At 60.8% G+C, this 20,341-nt stretch carries 17 protein-coding genes; 7 read left to right on the forward strand and 10 right to left on the reverse strand.

Annotated elements, in window-relative coordinates; genetic code table 11:
- The first annotated feature begins 125 nt into the window (after positions 1-125).
- The 3 genes from hemL (at position 126) to MSG32_RS13805 (ending at position 3,685) form a co-directional block, all read left to right on the forward strand.
- Positions 126-1,418 carry a glutamate-1-semialdehyde 2,1-aminomutase gene (gene hemL, locus MSG32_RS13795; protein WP_043331681.1) on the forward strand — a complete coding sequence of 431 codons (1,293 nt, stop codon included), beginning with the start codon at positions 126-128 and terminating at the stop codon, positions 1,416-1,418.
- 211 nt (positions 1,419-1,629) lie between these two features.
- A complete protein-coding gene (locus MSG32_RS13800) occupies positions 1,630-3,150 on the forward strand; it encodes a bifunctional aminoglycoside phosphotransferase/ATP-binding protein (RefSeq protein ID WP_248380272.1) in 1,521 nt (506 codons plus the stop codon).
- 124 nt (positions 3,151-3,274) lie between these two features.
- Entirely contained in the window at positions 3,275-3,685 is a 411-nt protein-coding gene (locus MSG32_RS13805; protein WP_043331675.1) for a hypothetical protein, read from the forward strand.
- Positions 3,686-3,835: 150 nt separating this feature from the next.
- Here the strand turns inward: MSG32_RS13805 and MSG32_RS13810 are convergent, their stop codons facing one another.
- From MSG32_RS13810 to MSG32_RS13840, 7 genes are all read right to left on the reverse strand, one after another.
- The gene (locus MSG32_RS13810) at positions 3,836-4,942 is read right to left on the reverse strand and encodes a hypothetical protein (protein ID WP_248380274.1); all 1,107 of its coding nucleotides are present in this window, start codon (positions 4,940-4,942) and stop codon (positions 3,836-3,838) included.
- Between the two features lie 312 nt (positions 4,943-5,254).
- Positions 5,255-5,743: a hypothetical protein gene (locus MSG32_RS13815; protein ID WP_248380276.1), complete on the reverse strand. Its 489-nt coding sequence runs from the start codon at positions 5,741-5,743 to the stop codon at positions 5,255-5,257.
- Positions 5,744-6,100: 357 nt separating this feature from the next.
- Entirely contained in the window at positions 6,101-6,934 is an 834-nt protein-coding gene (locus MSG32_RS13820; RefSeq protein ID WP_054556370.1) for a CsgG/HfaB family protein, read from the reverse strand.
- A gap of 26 nt (positions 6,935-6,960) precedes the next feature.
- Positions 6,961-7,374, reverse strand: a complete 414-nt coding sequence (locus MSG32_RS13825) for a curli assembly protein CsgF (RefSeq protein ID WP_054556371.1) — start codon at positions 7,372-7,374, stop codon at positions 6,961-6,963.
- A 76-nt stretch (positions 7,375-7,450) separates the two neighbouring features.
- On the reverse strand, positions 7,451-7,954 hold the full coding sequence (locus MSG32_RS13830; RefSeq protein ID WP_043331669.1) for a CsgE family curli-type amyloid fiber assembly protein: 504 nt from the start codon (positions 7,952-7,954) through the stop codon (positions 7,451-7,453).
- An 11-nt stretch (positions 7,955-7,965) separates the two neighbouring features.
- The gene (locus MSG32_RS13835; RefSeq protein WP_043331668.1) at positions 7,966-8,649 is read right to left on the reverse strand and encodes a LuxR C-terminal-related transcriptional regulator; all 684 of its coding nucleotides are present in this window, start codon (positions 8,647-8,649) and stop codon (positions 7,966-7,968) included.
- Positions 8,650-9,230: 581 nt separating this feature from the next.
- On the reverse strand, positions 9,231-9,869 hold the full coding sequence (locus tag MSG32_RS13840; RefSeq protein WP_052384307.1) for a LuxR C-terminal-related transcriptional regulator: 639 nt from the start codon (positions 9,867-9,869) through the stop codon (positions 9,231-9,233).
- 482 nt (positions 9,870-10,351) lie between these two features.
- Here MSG32_RS13840 and rdgB point away from each other — a divergent pair, with 482 nt between their 5' ends.
- The 4 genes from rdgB (at position 10,352) to rlmJ (ending at position 14,855) form a co-directional block, all read left to right on the forward strand.
- Entirely contained in the window at positions 10,352-10,972 is a 621-nt protein-coding gene (rdgB, locus tag MSG32_RS13845) for an RdgB/HAM1 family non-canonical purine NTP pyrophosphatase (protein WP_248380278.1), read from the forward strand.
- Positions 10,972-12,171, forward strand: coding sequence for a radical SAM family heme chaperone HemW (gene hemW, locus MSG32_RS13850; RefSeq protein ID WP_043331665.1), 1,200 nt, complete (start codon positions 10,972-10,974; stop codon positions 12,169-12,171). Before rdgB ends, hemW begins: the two co-directional genes overlap by 1 nt.
- A gap of 85 nt (positions 12,172-12,256) precedes the next feature.
- Entirely contained in the window at positions 12,257-12,919 is a 663-nt protein-coding gene (locus tag MSG32_RS13855; RefSeq protein ID WP_043331663.1) for an OmpA family protein, read from the forward strand.
- A 226-nt stretch (positions 12,920-13,145) separates the two neighbouring features.
- Positions 13,146-14,855 (forward strand): 23S rRNA (adenine(2030)-N(6))-methyltransferase RlmJ, encoded by a 1,710-nt coding sequence (rlmJ, locus tag MSG32_RS13860; protein WP_248380279.1) that lies wholly within the window; start codon positions 13,146-13,148, stop codon positions 14,853-14,855.
- A 175-nt stretch (positions 14,856-15,030) separates the two neighbouring features.
- On the opposite strand, the gene MSG32_RS13865 is transcribed toward rlmJ, so the two are convergent.
- From MSG32_RS13865 to mnmE, 3 genes are all read right to left on the reverse strand, one after another.
- A complete protein-coding gene (locus tag MSG32_RS13865; RefSeq protein WP_248380280.1) occupies positions 15,031-16,848 on the reverse strand; it encodes an ABC transporter transmembrane domain-containing protein in 1,818 nt (605 codons plus the stop codon).
- Positions 16,845-18,740, reverse strand: a complete 1,896-nt coding sequence (locus MSG32_RS13870) for an ABC transporter transmembrane domain-containing protein (RefSeq protein ID WP_248380281.1) — start codon at positions 18,738-18,740, stop codon at positions 16,845-16,847. Before MSG32_RS13870 ends, MSG32_RS13865 begins: the two co-directional genes overlap by 4 nt.
- A 151-nt stretch (positions 18,741-18,891) precedes the next feature.
- Positions 18,892-20,310 (reverse strand): tRNA uridine-5-carboxymethylaminomethyl(34) synthesis GTPase MnmE, encoded by a 1,419-nt coding sequence (mnmE, locus tag MSG32_RS13875; RefSeq protein WP_248380282.1) that lies wholly within the window; start codon positions 20,308-20,310, stop codon positions 18,892-18,894.
- Positions 20,311-20,341 lie beyond the last annotated feature (31 nt).

The following is a 20,341-nucleotide window of genomic DNA, read 5'->3' on the forward strand; positions in this document are numbered from 1 at the left end:
CTATCGGGCCATTTCATCGCCTGTGGACAAGCTGCATTCACGTTATCCACAGCGTCTTAGTGTCTGATCCCTTTTTCTCCATTTTCGCGGCCGATGGCCGCTCGCCGCTTATCAAGAGGTATGTCATGACCACGTCCGCTGCCCAGTTCGAACGCGCCAGCCGTCATATTCCCGGTGGCGTCAACTCGCCGGTCCGCGCCTTCAAGGGACTGCATCGTCCGCCGGTGTTCATCGACCATGCCAAGGGCGCGTATCTGTTCGATGTGGAGAACACGCGCTATATCGATTACGTCGGTTCCTGGGGCCCGATGATCACCGGTCACGCCGATGAAGATGTGCTCAGCGCCGTGCGCGAGCGTCTCGAGAGCGGCCTGTCCTTCGGTGCGCCCACCGAGATCGAATCCGAGATGGCCGAGCTGATCTGCGAGATGCTGCCGAGCCTCGACATGGTGCGCATGACCAACTCCGGCACCGAAGCCACCATGTCGGCGATCCGCCTGGCGCGGGGTTTCACCGGTCGCGACAAGATCGTCAAGTTCGAGGGCAACTATCACGGTCACTCCGACTCGCTGCTGGTCAAGGCCGGCTCCGGCGCGCTGACCCATGGCGAGCCCAGCTCCCCGGGCGTGCCGGCCTCGCTGGCCGAGCACACCATCACGCTGGACTACAACGACGCCGAGGGCGTGCGCCGTTGCTTCGCCGAGCTGGGTGACGAGATCGCCTGCATCATCGTCGAGCCGGTCGCCGGCAACATGAACTGCATCCCGCCGGTTCCGGGCTTCCTCGAAAGCCTGCGTGAAGTGTGCGATGCCCACGGCAGCGTGCTGATCCTCGATGAGGTTATGACGGGCTTCCGCGTCGCCCTGGGCGGCGCTCAGGCGCATTACGGCATCACGCCGGACCTGACCTGCCTGGGCAAGATCGTCGGCGGCGGCATGCCGGTAGGTGCCTTCGGCGGCAAGCGCGAGATCATGCACCACCTCTCGCCGCTGGGGCCGGTCTACCAGGCCGGGACGCTGGCAGGCAATCCGCTGGCGATGGCCGCTGGCGTCGCGCTGCTGCGCAAGCTCAAGGCGCCCGGCTTCCACGCCGAGCTTTCACGCAAGGTCGAGATGCTGTGTGAAGGTCTGGAAAGCCGTGCCAAGGCGGCAGGCATCCGTCTGATTACCCAGCATGCCGGTGGCATGTTCGGTGTCTTCTTCACCGATGACGCAGAGGTCAGCAATTTCGCCTCCGCCACGCGCTGTCGTCAGCAGGATTTCGTGACCTTCTTCAACGCGATGCTCGCCGAAGGCGTCTATCTGGCGCCGTCCGCCTATGAAGCCGGCTTCATGTCCGCGGCACACACCGATGCTGATATCCAGGCCACGCTGGATGCGGCTGAGCGGGTCTTTGCGCAGATGTCCGCATCGAACTGAGGGTGACGCAAAACAGTACCTGAGTCCGCGGGTTGGCCAACGCAGACAGGAACCCGCTCGGCAGGCTGCCGGGCGGGCTGCCATCCGGTACACTTGTCGCCAACGATAGCGATTGCGCTAATGACCTTATAGCCAGCTTGCCTTAGCGGAGACGACCTTGAGCCAGGCCTTGATTCGAGCCCTTCACACAGCCGATTGCTTCGATCACCCCGTGAAGGATATCGAAGTGCACGAGACGCATATCTCGTGGATCGTGCTGACCGGCGACTACGCCTACAAGATCAAGAAGCCGCTGGATTTCGGCAGCTTCCTGGATTTCTCGACCCTTGAGCGCCGCAAGCTCCTGTGTGAACAGGAAGTGCGCCTCAACCGCCGTCTGGCACCGACGCTGTACCTGGATACCGTGGCGATCTCGGGCACGCCAGAGGCTCCGCGCATCGGAGACGACAGTAATGTCTTCGAGTACGCGGTCAAGATGCGCCAGTTCTCCAATCGCCATCTGTTCAGCGCCCTGCAGGCCAGTGGCGAGCTGTCGCTGGAATTGCTGGATGATCTGGTCGACCAGCTGGTGGCCTTCCACGAGCAGGCCGAGCGCATCCAGGGCGATAGCGAGCTGGGTAGCCCGCAGATGGTCAGTCGTACCATCGACAACGAGTTCGAGCTGATTCGTCCGCGCCTCGGTGATGATGCCGAGGCCATCAAGCGACTCGCGCTGCTCAAGCAGTGGACCGAAGAGACCTTCCAGCGCCTCAATCCCGAGTTCGAGCGTCGCTGGCAGGAAGGCTTCGTGCGTGAGACTCACGGCGATATCCACTTGGGTAACGCCGTGCGCCATGAAGGTCGTGCCCTGTTGTTTGACGGCATCGAGTTCAATGAAGAGTTGCGCTGGAATGATGTCGGTTGTGATCTGGCCTTCCTGGTGATGGATCTCGAAGCGCGTGATGAGCAGGCCTTTGCCCATCATGCGCTCAACCGTTATCTCGAGCTCTCCGGCGATTACTCGCTGGTGCGTCTGCTGCCGTACTACAAGATCTATCGCGCACTGATCCGTGCCAAGGTGGCGATGATTCGCTATCACCAGCCGGACCTGTGTGAAGCGGATCGCGCCGATGTGCTGGCTGAGTACGAGCGCTATATCGGGCTGGCGGAGCGCTATAGCGAGATCCGCTTCCCTTACATGATCATCGGTGTGGGTGTCTCCGGCAGCGGCAAGAGTCGCTTCACCGAAGAGATGGTGCGCGAGCTGGGTGGTGTACGCATTCGCAGCGATGTGGAGCGCAAGCGCCTGTATGGCTTTGCGGCGGATGCCGATACCGAGTCCGGGCTCAATGGCGGCATCTATACCCCCCAGGCCACCCATGCGACCTACGAGCGACTCTCGAATCTGTCAGCCACGCTGCTGGAATCGGGTATCCCCGTCTGCATCGATGCCACCTGCCTGAAGAAGGTGCAGCGTGATCGCCTGCGTCATGAGGCAGAAGCCCGTGGCCTGCCGGTACTGATGATCAGCTTCGAGGCCGATGACGAGACGCTGCGCAAGCGCATCATCAAGCGTAGTCAGCGCAGTGGCGAGGCTTCCGAAGCGGGTCTGGAAGTGCTCGACAAGCAATTGGCCAATCGCGAGCCATTTGCGCCAGAAGAGCATGGTCAGCTGGTCCATATCGACACGACAGCGCCCAACGCCAATGTCACCTTGGCTCGCCTGATTCGTGAGCAGCTCAGGCTGCACTGAGACGAGCGATCGTTGTCATGGGGCATGGCGGAATGACCGCCATGCCCTTTTTTGTATTGCATAGTGCGCTCCCGAGTGAGCCTTGGCTTTGGTTGGGAAGCTATGCATCTGGAAAGGAAATATCATGCGCCAACAATGGGTAAATACCGCCGCCGCTGCCATCAGTCTGGCACTGCTCGCGGGCTGCTCCAGCCAGCCGACAACCGCTGATCTCATGCGCGGTCAGGCTGAGGAAGCCAAGGCCGTCGCCAAGGTGCGTGATCAGCTGGCCGATAATTGGGAGAGCGGCAAGTCTCTGGTGGCCGCGGGTGAGAAGCAGATCGTCAGTGGTGAGAATCTGGTCAATGATGGTGAATCCAATATCGCCAAGGGCCAGGCGCTGATCGACAAGGGCAATGGTCAGATCAAGAAGGGCAAGGCGCGGATCGCCAGCGGTAACAAGCAGGTCAGCAAGGGCCGCCAGATGGTGGATGAAAGCCTTGAGAGTTATCGCAAGTCCTTCCCGGAGAATTCCGTGACACCACCAAAGAAGTAACTTGCCGCTGCGATAGACGTTTCGCAGCTGGTACTGGAAGGCCGCTGACAACCCTGTCAGCGGCCTTTTTCATGATATGGATCCACCGGGTGGAAAAACGAAAAACCCCGCTTGCGCGGGGTTCTGTAAGACATCCTGGCTGGGGCGTGATCAGTACTGCATCACGTTGGCTACGTTGCCACCGCCAGTCTGGGTCACGCTGGAGGTATTCATCGCACCTGACTGTGTCACGTGGGCACTATTGGTCGCGAAGCTCAGGAAACCTCCACCCTGTTGGAGAATTTCTGAACGATGGCCACTGCCTGACTGAATGACGTGGGCATGATCATAGGCGCCGCTCTGGGTGATCAGAGAATCGCTGTTGCTGCCAGTTTGAACAACGATGGCCGCATTTTTGTAGCCACTCTGAACATTAATGGCCAGGTTGTTTTCTCCGCTCTGACTGATATCGGAGTACTGCAGCATATCGGACTGTGTCACTAGTGCGGTGTTTTGCATCCCGCTCTGATTGATCAGAGAGTCGTGTGAGCTACCCTCCTGAGTCACACGTGCGACCTGTAAATCACCTGCTTGAGTAACGGTAGAGTCACTGCGCGAACCGGCCTGGTCGACGACGGCAATACCCATAGTGCCTGTCTGTGTCACGGTCGAGTTATGGAAGCGCCCATCCTGGGTGACACGAGCGCGGTTATATTCTCCTACCTGCAGGACATCAGAATCATGCTGGTAGCCTGTCTGAGTGACACGTGCGATGGCATGGCTGCCCTGCTGGGTAGCGCTGGATTTGTTGAACACGCCCTCTTGTGACACGACTAGCAAGTTTTCACGCCCAGCCGGCGAGCCACTGGCGCCCTGCCAAGAGGAAGATTTGTTTGCAAGGCCTTGCTGCGTGATACGCGCGGTATGCTTGTAACTTTTCTGGTTCATATCGACAGTGTTACGGACACCCTTTTGATCCACGATGCCAGTATTTGTGCTGCTATATTGGGTGGTTTTTGCGCGGTTACCACCACCGACCTGATTGATGCGGATAACATGATTGACACCGTTCTGATAGGTCTTGGCCTTGTTGAAAGCACCTGTCTGATCGATATCACTGTTGTGGTTGCTATCGAGAGACCCGCCATTACGTGATGTCTGGTCAACATTGGCCATGTTCATGAAGCCAGTTTGATCGACATCTGCGGTGTTGTTGTCTGCCATCGCTTGAGAGGAAAAAGCAATCGCGATAGCCAGCAAGCTCATTTGAATTTTCATGGTTTGTTCCCTTGTGTAGATCATTTTTTGAGTTGTGTTTTTATTATTGACTTGCTTCTGGTCATGCATCCCCTGACATGATGGCGGTCTGGTTTTCGTGATCCGCGACATCATGTTGTACTGCTACTGCTCTTTTATGGCCTTGCCAGAAGGTTGTTTTCGTCATGCAGGACTCTTGACTACATGTAAGTGAGAACCTCTCCTGGCCAGGCAAAATTCGTATTGGCGATTCGACGAAAGCGAATATTCAGCCACCACCTTCACAAGCATCATCGTCATGGAGCGATGTCATGCGAGCCATCGTGGCAAAGATCACTGTTGTATGACCTGGACACGCATATGGCCCCGTGAATATTGAGTGATACTTGCCGGTACCTGACTACTGGCCTGTTGTAGAAGCGTGGCGCTTCCCCCGATGCCTGTCTGCTGAATGCTGGCGCTTTGCCCAACGCCTTGCTGAATGATCAACGCATCATGATATTGGCCATGCTGAAGGATGCTGGCTTCATGCAGGGTGCCTTCTTGCAGCGTATATGCCGTGTTTCCATTGCCATATTGATCGACCCCTGCTTCATTCAGGACACCGCTCTGGTCAATCAATGAGGCGTTGCCATTGCCCTGCTGAACGATCATCGCCGAGTTATAAGCGCCAGATTGCTCGATGACCGCTACTGAGTGGCTGCTCCCCAATTCGGAGGTGGTCGCCAGGTCATTGGCCAACACCCACAAGCTGAGTGTCAGTGATGAAAAGAAAAGGCAGGCCTGTAGCATTCTTCTTTGTTGATGCTTTGCCGAAGCCATGGCGTGAGTCCATCCAGGTGACCGTCTAAGTGCACTAACTATTGGTCTTTATCGAGGCCATCACCATCAGTCCTTTTCGGGTTTATGAGGGCTAGAGATTGCTACTCATAATGTCTTGGACAATAGCGGTGAGTAATGACAAAGGGTGGCCAGATTTTCAGCACCGTTCAGGGAGGTATTACTGTTGACGGTATTAGGCGCATGATATTTCATGCTTTGTTGTTTTATTTATTTCTTATGTTTTGCGCAGACACGAAAAAAGGCAGCCACCTCTTGTGAGGTGATTGCCTTTTAAGGAAGAGATAAACACCGCGAATACCACGATGCTCTCTACGGGGGCTTGAATGTGGCCTGGCTCTACAACATCGGGGTCGGGGCTTGCAGGTAATCCATCAGCTCTGATGTCTGAAGGCTGTCCGGGTCCTGGAGAACCCAGAGCTGGCGTTCGACGCCTTGCGCAATCAAGTGAATCACGGCAGATTCGATGGCGGACATGACTGCCATCTGTACGGGTTCATTGCTGGTATACCCCGCCTCCATCTCCAGCAAGCGACTGAAATCGATGAAGCGATAGACGCCCGCCCTCAGCTCGCGTGAGTAGATCGTCTTGCTGGTATTGACGTTGGCGATGACCTGCCCCGTGGTGATATCGACAGCGCGCAGATTGACCGTCACCTGGTCCACCTGATACTGACCAGAGGCACCGATACCGAAGTATTCCGCACCCGCCCCGCCTGTTCTGACATTGGAGTCGAAGGCAATGATGCCACCCTCGAACAGCAGGTTGGCGGCTTGCAGCGCGGCAAGATCATTCTGGCCTGTGCGTTCCATGTTGGCGCGGATGATCTTGCGCTCTGTCAGCAGGTTCTGCAGTCCCACGCGCTCGAGGGGGATGAACCAGCCGGAGTCCGACAATGCGGCACTCAGCATGGCGGCGCCGCCCTGGGTGACCGCCGTAGAGAAGGTACTGGCAGGGGCAGGCCGGTACTGGCCCGTCTGGTCACGGAAGTCATAGATGGCGACCGGAATACGTCCGGCGGGAGGCGGCAGACTGATCAGATCCTGATAGGTGGCGGTTCTTGGCATCAAGGTGCTGGGCACCCCTTCAAGACCCTGGGTATTGGCGACCATCGGCGCACAGCCAGCAAGCGCCAGGCTGGCAACGGCCAGCATGGAGGTGAGTGTCTTCATTGAGCGAACCCTTCATCAGTAGCGGATCAGAATGTATTGCCTGATGTGCCGAGGTTGATGACGGTGGTTTCACCTGTGGCGCGGTCAAGCACCTGCATGGAGAAACCGCCATTGCCGTTACTGATGACTTCGACACGCAGCTGAGCGCTGTCGATCACGCTGGAACGGCCGGGCTCTGTGGAATCGACAGCATCGGTGATGGCATCGGATACCAGGCTATTGCGCAGGTCGCTGATGAAAAGTTCTGTTTCGGAAAGACTATCGAAGGAGTAGGCATCAGGATCCTCGTGGGTGTCCTGGGCCTGGGCCTTGCCAAGCAGGTAGCTGCCATTGAGAGGGTTGCCACCGAAACTCGGGTTGATGGGCTGATAGATGAGTTCACCGGCATATAGCGGCATCGCCGATAACAGCAACGACACCGCGAGTGTCTGATGCTTCATGATGTTCCCCTGTTCCCTTGCGTATTGTCAGGGTCTCCGTGTCTGGAGCCCATTTATTATGTCGGCCTTCAATACATTAGAATTCGTCACCGGCCATGTCCGGGTCGTTGCGCAGGGCTTCCATGACCTTGCGACGCAGGAACTGGTCGGAGACGCTTGATACCGCGGCGCTGGCGTACATATCCACGTCATTCAGGCGCGGAGGGAGCGTCGCTTCGTACAGAACGTTGTTGCCTTCGGTGATCCAGATGAGGCTGCCCCAGCGTGCAGAGGGGCGTTCATGGATGCTGAGGGATGTGTTGCGGATGGCTGGGCTATCGAGGCGTTGCTGGCTGAACTGGCGGAAGAAGGTCTTGCCGATCATGGTCATGGTGCGATCGATCATCACGCCGCTGAGACCGTCGGAGAGCGTGGGACGAGTGCGCTGGATGGCGACCCCATCTTCCCCCTGACGGCGAGCCTGCTGCTCTTCACTGGCAACGGATACCTCGGGTCGCACCGCCTCCGGCGCGGATTGCGCGAAGGCGGGCGACAGACTGAAGCATGTCAGTCCCCAGGCGACCACCTGGCGGCTTGTCATGCCCCGACCGTTCACGACATCTGTGCTCTGCGAGCGATGCGTGGGGTGCGCGAGACAGGCATTGCCAGGTTCTGACGTGCCCAGTTCATGGCCTGAATGCGGTTATGCACCTTGATCTTGCGGAAGATGTTGTAGAGATGTGACTTGACCGTGTGTTCACTGACGAACAGCTGGTCAGCAATCTCGGTATTCGAGGCACCCGTGCCCAGCAAGCCGATGATTTCCACCTCACGCTGGGTCAGACCACAGACCGGGCGATAGGCGTTGAGCTGCTGACGGCGATAGAAATCCAGCAGGCGGGTCATCAGCGGTCGGGACATCCACATGTCGCCTTCCAGCAGTTTCGCGATGCCCTTGCTGATCAGTGAGAGGCTGTCCTGTCGGTAGAACACGCCTTGAAGATGGGTGCTGACCAGCAGGCTGGCAGCTTCCTCTTCATCACTGATGTTGATAGCGGCCAGCTCTGCGCTGGCATCCTGGCTGGCATCTGCATCCCAGCGTTGCATCGTGCCTTCATCGACGTGGTCGGTGTCCAGCAGCACTATCGTTCTTTCTGCCTGCCCGGGTGTGTAATCCTCGTCGGGGCTTGCGGAAGCCACCTGACACTCAAGCTGCTGGCGAATGTAATCCATGAAAAGCGCTGACTGCGGATTGCAGTCAGTCACCAGCAGCACCATTGCGTTCCCTGTAATCATGGTGCGAGACCTCTGAGTTGTCGTACCGATTTTCTTGGCGGAGCCATATCTGAAGTGTGGTTGGGTGAGTCGTGTAGCACTGCACTCATTCACGTCGGGCATTACGCGCTGAGCACCTTTATAGGATTGCGCGATAGTGGGGATAAGGCAACCTCTAATCAGTGCTTGCTAAAATAACCAGTTTATCCTTCCCCTCCAGTCCTGATTTGACCCAGAAAAAGAATAGGAAAAACAGTACGTAAACCTGATGAAATTAGCGCTGGTCATGATGACCCTTCTCGAGAGTGCAATGAAAACCAGACCTTTGCGCTTTTTTTACCAAGCTTTCCACTGGTTCAAAGGTACCACAGATCTAATGCTGGAAGGCTTCTCTTCAATGTCATTATGTAACCGGTCTTGTCTTTTTGTATCCCCGCATTCGAGGGGTGTCAGGAATGCGACGCAGTACTGCGCATGAGTCATTTCACTCTTGAAAAGTGAAGCGCTTACTACGCGTAGCCGACGTGAGACATGCTCTGTCGCTGTGGTGGCCTCACAGATCCATCTGCTGGAAGAGATGCTCGTCCAGCGTCACCTGAGCCTCAGGATTCCGGCTCCGTCGTGCGCTTGGGGATGTAAAGGTTGAGGTGCTCGTGGGCCCACTGGATCGCCTGATGGCGGTTGTGGACTCTGATCTTGCGAAAGATGTTATATAAATGAGACTTCACGGTGTGCTGGCTCAACATCAATCTATGCGCGATATCTGCATTACTTTGCTGTGACGCAATGAGTGACAATATTTCCAGTTCCCGTTGTGTCAGTCCCATGACAGGCTGGAAGGCAATCTGTTGTTGTTGACGATAATGACGAATCAACGTCTGCATGATATTGCGAGTCAGCCAGTTTTCATTCTCGAGTATCTTGCCGATACCCTTGCTGATTTGTTCAAGGCTGTCCTGGCGATAGAAGATCCCGCTGAAAGGAATATTCAGAAGTAGTGAGATGGCATCGTCTTCATGTTCGACATTGAAGGCAGCGATCTTGTCGATATGGCTCCATCGCATCATCTGGGCCAGACTGCACTGGGTGCTGTCGATCAGCACCAGGCAGGGAGATGACGGCAGTGGGGCTTCATGGTGGCAGGCCTCGACGACACATTTCAGTGTCTCTTGCAGGTACTCGACGAACAGTTCGGTCTGCGGTGAAGGGCTTGTCACGAACAGGACTCTGGTAGCAGTCATGGGGCGCTCCTGTCGCAAGCGTTTTGGGGGGCTCATCATCAGCAGGCTGAGGCGGAGACATGAATCCACGGTGATTCGATGGTTGTCTTGAAGTCTAGTCGAGTGACACCTGAGGGCTGGCGCTGCGCATAGTGTTAGATGGCATAACGCACATTTCTTTTATTTCCCACTTAAAGGCTATACAAAACATCGCGTTACGGGATTTTTTCGGTTGATGTTTACTTGCTTGAGCCGCGAGGCACAGACAAATCCTGCACAGGCATTAGCCCGCGCTGAGGCAGATAGCCTGTATCGGCCTGTCAGTCATCAAGTTGAGCACATGAGTGACATCGGCCCATGACATCATGGATCTCAGTCGTGCCTGGCGCAGACCCCTCGCGTGTACGCACCGGACTCACGCGCTAGAATGGGGTGCTGCAAGCGCCTTGCCCGTGTGACTCACACGCGGCCGCATTCTCGTTGTTCCTATCCCGGAGATTCACATGTCCGCTTCTTCTCTCGTACTGGCCAGTGGCAATGCCGGCAAGCTACGTGAATTTTCCCACCTGCTCGCACCGCTGGGGATCGAACCGATGCCTCAAGGGCAGCTGGGAGTGAGTGACGCCGAAGAGACAGGGCTGACCTTCGTCGAGAATGCGTTGATCAAGGCGCGCCACGCCGCACAGGTCACCGGCCTGCCGGCGCTGGCAGATGATTCCGGGATCGAAGTCGATGCGCTGGGCGGGGAGCCGGGCATCTATTCCGCACGCTTTGCCGCGCGGTGTCAGCAAGGTAGCGGTGATGGTGACAACAACGCCGCCCTGTTGTCAGCGCTTGAGGGCGTGCCTGAGCAAGCGCGTACGGCGCGCTACTGGTGCGTGCTCGTCTATCTGCGCCATGCGGCAGACCCGGTGCCGATCATCGTTCAGGCCAGTTGGGAGGGGCGTGTCCTTGACGCGCCACAAGGCGAGGGTGGCTTCGGCTATGACCCGCTTTTCTGGCTGCCGGAACATGGCATGACCGCCGCGGCCCTGGATGCCGAGACCAAGAACCGTCTCAGCCACCGGGGGCGTGCGATGCAGCAGTTGCTCGAGGCGCTTGCCGCGCAGAGCGGTCAGGCGTGATGTCCGCCGCGAACCTGCCGCCTCTGTCGCTCTATATTCACGTGCCATGGTGCGTGCGCAAGTGCCCCTACTGTGATTTCAACTCCCACGGGGTCGGGCGTGATGCCGGCTTGCCTGAAGAGGAGTACATCACGGCGCTGCTGGCCGATCTCGATCAGGACCTGCAGTTGCTGCAGGGCCAGCCCGAGCGTGAGTTGCACAGCATCTTCATCGGCGGCGGCACGCCGAGTCTGCTGAGCGGGGCGGCTTACCAGCGACTGTTCGATGGCCTGCGGGCGCGCATGACGTTCTCTGCCGATTGCGAGGTCACGCTGGAGGCCAACCCCGGCACGCTGGAGCAGGGCCGCTTTGCCGCCTATCGTGCCGCCGGCATCAATCGCTTGTCATTGGGCGTGCAGACCTTCCAGCCGGAGCAGCTTGAGGTGCTGGGGCGCATCCACTCCGCTGAAGAAGCCGGGCGCGCGGTGGCCAGCGCACGGGCGGCGGGCTTCGACAATTTCAATATCGATCTGATGCATGGCCTGCCGGGCCAGACATTGGAGACGGCGCTGGATGATATCCGGCGTGCGCTGGCACTCAAGCCGACCCATCTGTCCTGGTATCAATTGACGCTGGAGCCGAATACCGAGTTCTATTCGCGCCCGCCGGTACTGCCGGAAGATGACCTGCTGTGGGATATCCAGGATCACGGTCACGCCGAGCTGGAGGCTGCCGGTTTCCGTCGTTACGAGATTTCCGCCTATGCCCTTGAAGGGCGCAGCGCGCGTCATAACCTCAATTACTGGAAATTCGGTGATTACCTGGGCATCGGAGCGGGCGCGCATGGCAAGTTGACGTTGTTGAAGACTGACTCGGCAGGGAACTTGAACGGCGAGTTGCAACTCCAACGCCGTTGGAAAAGTCGTCAGCCTGAAGCGTACTTGCGCAGGATGCAGGACCCTCGCGGGTTCGTGGCGGGTCAGCAGGAAATTGACCGCGATGAGCTGGCGCTGGAGTTCATGATGAATGCACTGCGCTTGACCGGGGGTGTCAGCTTCGAGGATCTGCGTCGCACGACCGGGCTGGATCGCGAGGCATTGGAGCCGGGCCTGAGCCAGGCGCGCTCGCGCGGGCTCATCGTTGAGGATGACGTGCTGTTGCGCGCCACGCCGCAGGGCTTATTGTTCCTCAATGACCTGCTGGCCATGTTCGACACCTGATTGATCAGGCATTATCGGAGGCATGACGATTATTTGCGCAATTGTCGTCTTGCCTTTAATGAGTGTGTAGATAGGGAGCGTTACCATGAAGAAGTCTGTACTCCTGGCCCTGCCGTTGGCAGCCGCCGTCGCGATGGCGGGTTGTTCCACGACCAACCCGTATACCAATGAGCAGCAGACCTCCAGTGCGGCGAAGGGTGCCGGCATCGGTGCGGTCGTCGGCGCAATCGCCGGGGCGACCAAGAGTGGTAACCATCGTCTCGACAAGGCGCTGATCGGCGCCGCTGCGGGTGCCGCCGCGGGCGGTGGTATCGGCTATTACATGGATGTTCAGGAAGCCAAGCTGCGTGATCAGCTGCAGGGCACCGGTGTCAGCGTGACCCGTGTCGGCGACCAGATCATCCTCAACATGCCGTCCAACGTCACCTTCGGCTCCGACTCCAGCACCCTGTCCGGCCAGATTCAGCCGGTCATGGATGGTGTCATCACCGTGCTCAAGGAATACGACGAGACTCGCGTCAACATCGCGGGCTATACCGATTCCACCGGTGCCAGCAACTACAACCAGAACCTGTCCGAGCTGCGTGCCCAGGCTGTCGGCAACTATCTGGCCAGTGGTGGCATCGCCTTCAACCGTCTGAACATGCGCGGTTATGGTGAAGCCAGCCCGGTGGCATCCAACGATACCGCCTCCGGGCGCGCCCAGAACCGTCGCGTCGAGATCACGCTGACGCCGATGGAAAGCTGAGCCCCATCAGCTGTCATGGCGACATGACGGTGAATGACCGCGAGGCCTGCGCATTTGCGTGGGCCTCGTTGCTTGGCAAGCACGGCTTTTGGGGTGACAAGTGATCATCTCTGCTATCCTTCAGCCCCTTCGGCGGCCTTGTCTGGTTTTCCTCTCGTCGCCGCCCCCGATTTCTATCTGCTGCCTCGCTGGATGTGGCAGATATCGCCGTATCAAGGAGGCGCTCTTGCTCGCCTATCAGCACGCCTATCACGCTGGCAATTTTGCCGACCTGCACAAGCACCTGCTCGCCACCACCCTGGCCGAGCAGCTATTACGTAAAGAATCCCCCGTTACGTTTATCGACACTCACGCCGGTCGTGGCTGGTATCCGCTGGCGGCCCGCGAGACGGAACAGCTGCGCGAATACGAGCAGGGCGTTCTGCCGTTGTGGCAGGTGCGTGATCGCTGGTTGACCGATGCGGGTGAGCCGAAGTCCCCGTCAGCTGACAAGCCGCTGGCTCGCTGGCTGGCACGGCTGGCGGACATGCAGCCGGATGCCGCCAAGGGCAGCGCCAGCGAGCTGAGCGTCTATCCCGGTTCGCCCTGGTGGCTGAGCCAGTCGCTGCGCCGTGGCGATCGCCTGTTGGCCTATGAGCTGCATCCGGGCGAGATCTACCACTTCGATCAGGCGCCGGTGCAGCGTGACAGCCTCGGCAAGGTCATGCGTCGTCAGCAGGATGGTCTGTCCGGTCTGTTGGCAGCCGTGCCGGTCACCACGCCGCGCGTCGCCGTGCTGATCGACCCCAGCTATGAGCTGAAGAATGATTATCGTGATGTCGCCGAGGTCGTGGTCGAGACCCTGCGCAAGTCACGTCATGCCACCATCATGATCTGGTATCCGCTGCTGCCGGCGGGCCGTCAGCATGATCTGCTCGAGCGTCTCAAGAAGCATTCGCCGGCACCGATGTGGCGCAGTGAGCTGACGATCGATTCGCCGGAAGGCGAGCACGGCATGTACGGCTCCGGCATGCTGGTGATCAACCCGCCGTGGCAGTTCGACCGTCAGTTCTCCACCGCCATGCAGGAAGTGGTCGAGGTGCTCAAGGGCGCGCTGCCGGCTCCGCAGTCGGTTGCCGTCGAGCACAAGGGCCTGTGGTGGCTGTCGGAGGAAGTCGCCCGCGAACGCAACGAGCCCAAGCCGATGCCGCGTGAGCGCCTGCTGTCGCTGCGCAAGCTCAACCAGAAGGTCAAGCGCGACAGCGATGTCGAGGTGACCCAGGCCAAGCCCAAGCGCGAGAAGCTCAAGCGCGGTGAAGGCTGGGCCAAGCCTCGCGTGCGCAATGACAGTGCGACGCCCAAGGCCAAGGGCAAGCGTCATTCCGCGACTGCCAAGCCCAAGACCAGCATCAAGGCGCAGGTCAAGGATGAAGTGCATGGGCATTCCGCGCCGAGCCAGAAGCGTGTCAGCGAGAAGCCTGCCGAGCGCAAGTCGACGGCCGCTGTCGAGCCGACTCGTCCGCGTGGCAAGGGCGAGACGGCAGGCAAGGGAGCGGGCAAGGATTCTGCCAGCTGGAGTGACTGGTCCTCCAGCGTGCCGGGCAAGGGCCGCCGCGAAGGTTCCACGCGGGTCAGCATGCGCAGCACGCCGGCGATCGGTCGTGATGGTCAGGTCAACCCGAACAGCACGACCAAACTGCCCAGAAAGTACGCGGCCAAGCAGCGTCCTGAAGACAACAAGGATGTCGGCAAGCCGCTGGATGCGCGTGAAGCGCGTGCCCTGCGTGAGAAGCAGGAAAGCAATGCCATGAGAGGCAAGGCTGCCAAGGGCGGCGCCAGCAAGGAAAGCTCTGGCAAGTCAGCAGCTGGCAAGACGAATTCAGGCAAGTCAGCGCCTGGCAAGGACAGCTCTGGCAAGACTCAGAGCAACAAGCCACGCGGCCCGCGCAAGCCGTGATGGCTGAGGTGAACGCAGAACGCTGAGCGCCATATCAAGAGCTCGGACTGACAACGCCCCCACAGGCCATGCCTGTGGGGGCGTTTGCATTGTGGGGCGTCTAGATTGTGGGGCGCCTAGATCGCGGGGCCGTTTGCATCGTGGGGCGTTTGTATTGTGGTGACCAGTGGCCTGATCAGTGCGCGATGTCTTCTCGCCATAACCGCCGATAGAGGCCGGATTCTGCCATCAGGGCATCATGGGCCCCCAACTGGGTGATGCGGCCCTGTTCCAGCACCAGCAGGCGGTCCGCATCGCGCACCGTGGCAAGCCGGTGTGCCACCACGATCAAGGTCACTTCGCCACGCAGCTCATGCAGTGCCTGCTGCAACAGGGCTTCGGTATGGCTATCGATGCTGGCGGTGGCCTCATCCAGCAACAGCACGCGTGGTGTCGTGACCAGTGCGCGTCCGAGCGCCAGCAATTGGCGCTCACCCGTGGAGAGACTGAGGCCGCGCTCGCCCAGCAAGGTGTCGAGCCCCAGCGGCAGACTATCGACCAGCGGCGCCAGGTGCGCTTTGTGCAGAACCCGTGACAGGTGCTGCTGGCTGATCTCACGGCCCAGCAGCAGGTTGTCGCGCAGTGTCGTGGCGCGGATGAAGGGCTCCTGCGGGACGACGGCTATCGCGGTAGCGCGTTGTTGAGCCGACCACTCCATCAGCGGACGACCATCCAGCAGCAGCTGAGGCGCCGGGGCAGGGCGTTGCCCGCTGAGCAGGTCGAGCAGGGTGGACTTGCCGCTGCCCGTCGGGCCGACCACGCCGAGAAACTCACCGCTCTCGATGGCAAGCGTCAGGCCATTGAGGGCCGGGCCCTCCGCACCCTGATGGCGGAAACTCAGCTGCTCGAGCTGATAGTGACCACTCGCTATCACGACATTGTCCGTGTGCCCACTTGTGGCGGCCTTCGCGGCGCGCGTGTCTGGCTCAGGCGTCTCGCGTGGCCGGTCCAGCACCTCTTCCAGCCGGCCTGTCGCCACCAGCGCCGACTGGAAGACCTGCAGTCGCTGCGTGATCTGGATCAGGGGCTCGCTGATGCGCCCCAGCCAGGCAATGAACGCGTAGAGCACCCCCAGTTCCGCACCGCCCCCCAGTTCGCGCAGCCCGAATACGGCGACCAGCGAGAGCGTGATCAGCATCGCCATCAGGTCGATGGCCGAACGCAACAGCAGCCCCGACACACGCACCGTGCGCATCCGCGCCTGATACTGGGAGACGTTGAGGTGGTGATAGCGCTGACTGAAGCGTTCGGTCTGGTCGCTTGCCTGCAGCACACTCATGCCGCCGATCGCCTCGGCGATCCTGGCATTCTGCAAGGCACGCAGGCGGCGCACCTCGCGTGCAGCGCGCCCGGAGAAGCGCTGATACAGCCAGATCATGCCGATGGAGAGCGGCACCAGCGCCGTCGCGATCATTGCCAGGGTGCCATCCATCAGGGCCATCGCCGACAGGATGCCGATCAACAGCACCACATTGCCGATCAGTGTCGCCAGCACCCCGATATACAGCTCCTTGAGCGACTCGGTGTCGTTGGTCACGCGGGCCACCAATTCACCGGCGGCGATATTGTCGAGGGTCGATAGTGGTTGATGCAGCAGGTGTGTGAAGACTCGCTCACGAATATCGCGCACGCTGGCGAGGGCCAGACGGGCAAAGCGCAGCTGCTGGAAATAGCGTCCGGCGGCGGCGCCCAGCTGGGTGATCACGTAGATGGCCACCAATCCGGCCAGGGCCTCGGGAGCGAGGTTGCCGGGAATCAGGTAGTCATCCAGATAGCGCTGGGTCAGCCACGGGCCAAGCACATCCAGTACGGTCGCCGCGATCAGGATCAACAGCGCGCGCAGGACCTCTGCGCGGCGCCTGCCCAGCGGTTGCCAGAGCAATGCCAGCCGCCGTCGGCTGAGCAGGCGAGTGCCGCTGAGGGAGTCGGGGCGTGTCGCGGCATCGTGGCTCATGAGCGCTCCGCCTTGGCATCGTCTTCGCGGTTGACCTGCTGGGCCTGCCAGAGGCGCCAGTAAGCGCCGCGGGCGGCCAGCAGGCCGGCGTGATCGCCCTGTTCCAGGATGCGCCCATCCTCGAGCACCAGAATCTGCTGGCAGGCCTGTACGGCAGACAGACGATGGGAATTGATGATCAGCGTGCGCTTGAGGCCGTGGTGATTGGGTTGCTGCAGGCGCGCGAGAGTCTTCAGCAGGGTGCGTTCGGTGACCTGGTCGACCGCCGACAGGGTATCGTCCAGCAGCAGGATCGGCGCCTCGCTGAGCAGGCTGCGTGCCAATGCCAGCCGCTGACGCTGGCCGCCGGAGAGCGTGATGCCTCGCTCACCCACCAGCGTCTCCAGCCCCTGGGGGAGGCGGCGCAGATCTTCCTCGAAGGCTGCCGCGCACAGCGCCTCTCGAATTCGCTCGTCGGAGGCCTCGGGGCAGGCGAGGGCGACATTGTCGGCTACCGAGAGCGCAAACAGGAACGGGTCCTGGGGGACCAGTGAGAACTGCCGGCGCCAGATAGATAGTGTGTACTCACTCGCTTCTCTGCCGCCGAGCGTCAGGACCCCTTGCTCAGGCGTCAGAGGCCAGCTGCGCGACAGCAGACGCAGCAAGGTGGACTTGCCACTGCCGGTCGCGCCGACGATCCCCAGGCTGCCCCCTGCCGCCACCTGCAGGGAGAGGGGGCCGAGGGCACGTTGCTGGCTGCCCGGATAGGTGAATTCATTGATCTCAAGGCGTAGTGAATGGTCACTGACCTCATCCAGAGTGCCGCTGTCCTCAAGGGCTTCTGGCGCGGCGTGGAAGGTGGCCAGCCGCCGTGCGGCTGCCGCGCCGCGCTGCAGGATATTCAGGCACCAGCCAAGCGCGAACATCGGCCAGATCAGCTGCGCCAGATAGAGCGTGAAGCTGGTCAGTTGGCCCAGGGTGATGGCGTCATCCAGATAGCGCCAGCTGCCCACGCCCAGCGTCAGCAGCGTCGCCGCCGAGAGCGCAATGAACACCACCGGATCAAAGGCCGCCTCCAGCTTCTGGACGCGATAATCGACGGCTTCGGCGGCGGCGGCACGCTGCGAGAATCTTGCGCCTTCATCCTCCAGCAAGGCATGGCTTCTGAGCATGCGAATGCCGGCGAAGGCTTCCTGGGTCTGGTCATTCAGGTCCGAGAAGCGCTCCAGCGATTCGCGGAAACGCTCTCCGATCCGTCGCGAGATACGTGCGAAGGCCCAGGCCATGAAGGGGAAGGGCAACAGGGCGAGCAGCGTCAGTGGTACATCGATGGCGATCAGCATGATGCCGAGCACCAGCACGAAGGTCATGGCGCCATCGACGCTGGACAGTACGCCTTCCGCGGCGGCCATCTCCACGGCATCGATGTCCTGACTGGCGTGCGCCATCAGGTCTCCGGTGCGGTGGCGCTGATAGAAGCCGGGGTCCAGGCGCGTCAGCTTGGCATGGAAGGCATCACGCTGCTCCGTCCCCAGCTGATAGGCGGTGCCGAACAGCGTCACGCGCCAGGCATAGCGCAGTGCATAGAGCGCGAGCCCCGCGCCTACCAGCCACAACAGGCGGCTCAGCAAGGCCTCGTGGTCGAGGCTGCCATCACGCAACGCATCGATGGTGGCGCCGATCGCCCACGGCAACAGCAGATTCAGCCCCGCGACCCCGATCAGGAACGCGATGGCCAGCAGATAGCGGGGCCAATGGCGGGTGAAGAAGTCGAGCAGCAGGTGGCGCAACGGGGCCTCGGGGAGAGGCCCGGTGCTCAGTTCGGCGGCGGGGGCCGGCGGGAGAGAGGCGCTGGAGTCACGGGACTCGCGATGGGCATCCTGCGGTCTGTTCGATGTCGCGCGTCCCGCCATGTCGGCTCCCGGTCTGCCCCTGCCCGCCTCCGCCACTCGGAGGGGTCGGCAGAGGCAGTATAACGAGAGGGAGACAGCCAGACGCAAGCACTGTCGGCAAGAGAGGCCGGCTGTGGACGGGAGTCAGCTCGGCGCGATCACTTCGGTGCGATCACTTGCCGATGCAGAAACTGCCGAAGATTTCCCCGAGCAGATCATCGGCGGAGAATTCGCCGGTGATCTCGGACAGCGCCATCTGGGCGGCGCGCAGGTCTTCGGCCAGCAGCTCGCCGGCACCGGCGCCATGCAGCTGGGCCTCACCGTTGTCGAGAGATTCGCCAGCGCGCTCCAGCGCATCCAGGTGGCGGCGGCGGGCGCTGAAGCGACCCTCTGCGGTGCCGGTGAAGCCCATGATGTCCTTGAGGTGATCGCGCAGCGCATCGAGGCCCTGATTGTCGCGCGCCGAGATGCGCACCACGCTGGCCTGGTGGCGTGCCAGCTCGGCATCGCCATCCTGTGTTGCGGTGATGGCGGTCAGCCCCGGCGTCTCGCCGCTGGTGTCGATCTTGTTGCGGACCAGCGTCAGGCGGGACGGGTCCGGCAGGCGCGCGACGAATTCCGGCCAGATCTCCATCGGGTCCGTCGCCGAGGTGGTCGCGGCATCGACCAGCAGCAAGACGCGGTCCGCCTTCTCGATCTCGTCCCAGGCGCGCTGCACGCCGATGCGCTCGACGGCGTCCGGCGTGTCGCGCAGCCCGGCGGTATCGATGATATGCAGCGGCATGCCGTCGAGATGGATGTGCTCACGCAGCACGTCGCGGGTGGTGCCTTCGATATCGGTGACGATGGCGGTGTCCTGCTCGGTCAGCGCATTGAGCAGGCTCGACTTGCCGGCATTCGGGCGGCCGGCGATCACCACCGTCATGCCCTCGCGCATCAGAGCGCCCTGGTTGGCAGCGGCTCGCACGCCCACCAGCTCGGCCTTGACCTCATCGAGGCGCGCCGCGACATGGCCGTCGGCCAGGAAGTTGATTTCCTCTTCGGGGAAGTCGATGGCGGCCTCGACGTAGATGCGCAGCTCGATCAGGCGCTGTACCAGCGCGCTGACGCGCGTCGAGAACTCGCCCTTGAGCGAGCGCAGCGCATTCTCGGCCGCCGCGCGTGAGCTGGCGTCGATCAGGTCGGCGATGGCCTCGGCCTGGGCGAGATCCAGCTTGTCGTTCAGGAAGGCGCGCTCGCTGAATTCGCCCGGACGCGCCAGACGTGCGCCCAGCTGCACGCAGCGCTCCAGCAGCAGGTCCATGATCACCGGGCCGCCGTGCCCTTGCAGCTCCAGCACGTCCTCGCCGGTGAAGGAGTTCGGGCCCTGGAAGTAGAGCGCGATGCCTTCGTCGAGGGCGATGGGGTTGCCCTGGGTATCGAGTCCCATGAAGGGACCATAGTGGGCGCGGCGTGCCGGCGGGCATTGGCCCAGCATGGCCTGGGCGATGGCCTGACAGGCCGGACCGGAGACACGGATGATGCCGACGCCACCACGGCCGGGCGGAGTGGCCAGGGCCGCGATGGAGTCAGGCTGGTAGGCGGTAGACATGCACAAACCTCGGGCGCGAAGCCGGAATGAA

The sequence above is a fragment of the Cobetia sp. 1CM21F genome (assembly GCF_023161745.1).
Taxonomy (GTDB): domain Bacteria; phylum Pseudomonadota; class Gammaproteobacteria; order Pseudomonadales; family Halomonadaceae; genus Cobetia; species Cobetia amphilecti.

Bases quoted from the DNA above. Each gene is read 5' to 3' on its own strand.
- MSG32_RS13840 (WP_052384307.1), bottom strand. From the start codon at position 9,869: ATGACTGCTACCAGAGTCCTGTTCGTGACAAGCCCTTCACCGCAGACC.
- MSG32_RS13870 (WP_248380281.1), bottom strand. From the start codon at position 18,740: ATGGCGGGACGCGCGACATCGAACAGACCGCAGGATGCCCATCGCGAG.
- MSG32_RS13810 (WP_248380274.1), bottom strand. From the start codon at position 4,942: ATGAAAATTCAAATGAGCTTGCTGGCTATCGCGATTGCTTTTTCCTCT.
- MSG32_RS13820 (WP_054556370.1), bottom strand. From the start codon at position 6,934: ATGAAGACACTCACCTCCATGCTGGCCGTTGCCAGCCTGGCGCTTGCT.
- MSG32_RS13830 (WP_043331669.1), bottom strand. From the start codon at position 7,954: ATGACAAGCCGCCAGGTGGTCGCCTGGGGACTGACATGCTTCAGTCTG.
- MSG32_RS13855 (WP_043331663.1), top strand. From the start codon at position 12,257: ATGAAGAAGTCTGTACTCCTGGCCCTGCCGTTGGCAGCCGCCGTCGCG.
- hemW (WP_043331665.1), top strand. From the start codon at position 10,972: ATGTCCGCCGCGAACCTGCCGCCTCTGTCGCTCTATATTCACGTGCCA.
- MSG32_RS13825 (WP_054556371.1), bottom strand. From the start codon at position 7,374: ATGAAGCATCAGACACTCGCGGTGTCGTTGCTGTTATCGGCGATGCCG.
- MSG32_RS13865 (WP_248380280.1), bottom strand. From the start codon at position 16,848: ATGAGCCACGATGCCGCGACACGCCCCGACTCCCTCAGCGGCACTCGC.
- rdgB (WP_248380278.1), top strand. From the start codon at position 10,352: ATGTCCGCTTCTTCTCTCGTACTGGCCAGTGGCAATGCCGGCAAGCTA.
- mnmE (WP_248380282.1), bottom strand. From the start codon at position 20,310: ATGTCTACCGCCTACCAGCCTGACTCCATCGCGGCCCTGGCCACTCCG.
- hemL (WP_043331681.1), top strand. From the start codon at position 126: ATGACCACGTCCGCTGCCCAGTTCGAACGCGCCAGCCGTCATATTCCC.
- MSG32_RS13835 (WP_043331668.1), bottom strand. From the start codon at position 8,649: ATGATTACAGGGAACGCAATGGTGCTGCTGGTGACTGACTGCAATCCG.
- MSG32_RS13805 (WP_043331675.1), top strand. From the start codon at position 3,275: ATGCGCCAACAATGGGTAAATACCGCCGCCGCTGCCATCAGTCTGGCA.
- MSG32_RS13815 (WP_248380276.1), bottom strand. From the start codon at position 5,743: ATGGCTTCGGCAAAGCATCAACAAAGAAGAATGCTACAGGCCTGCCTT.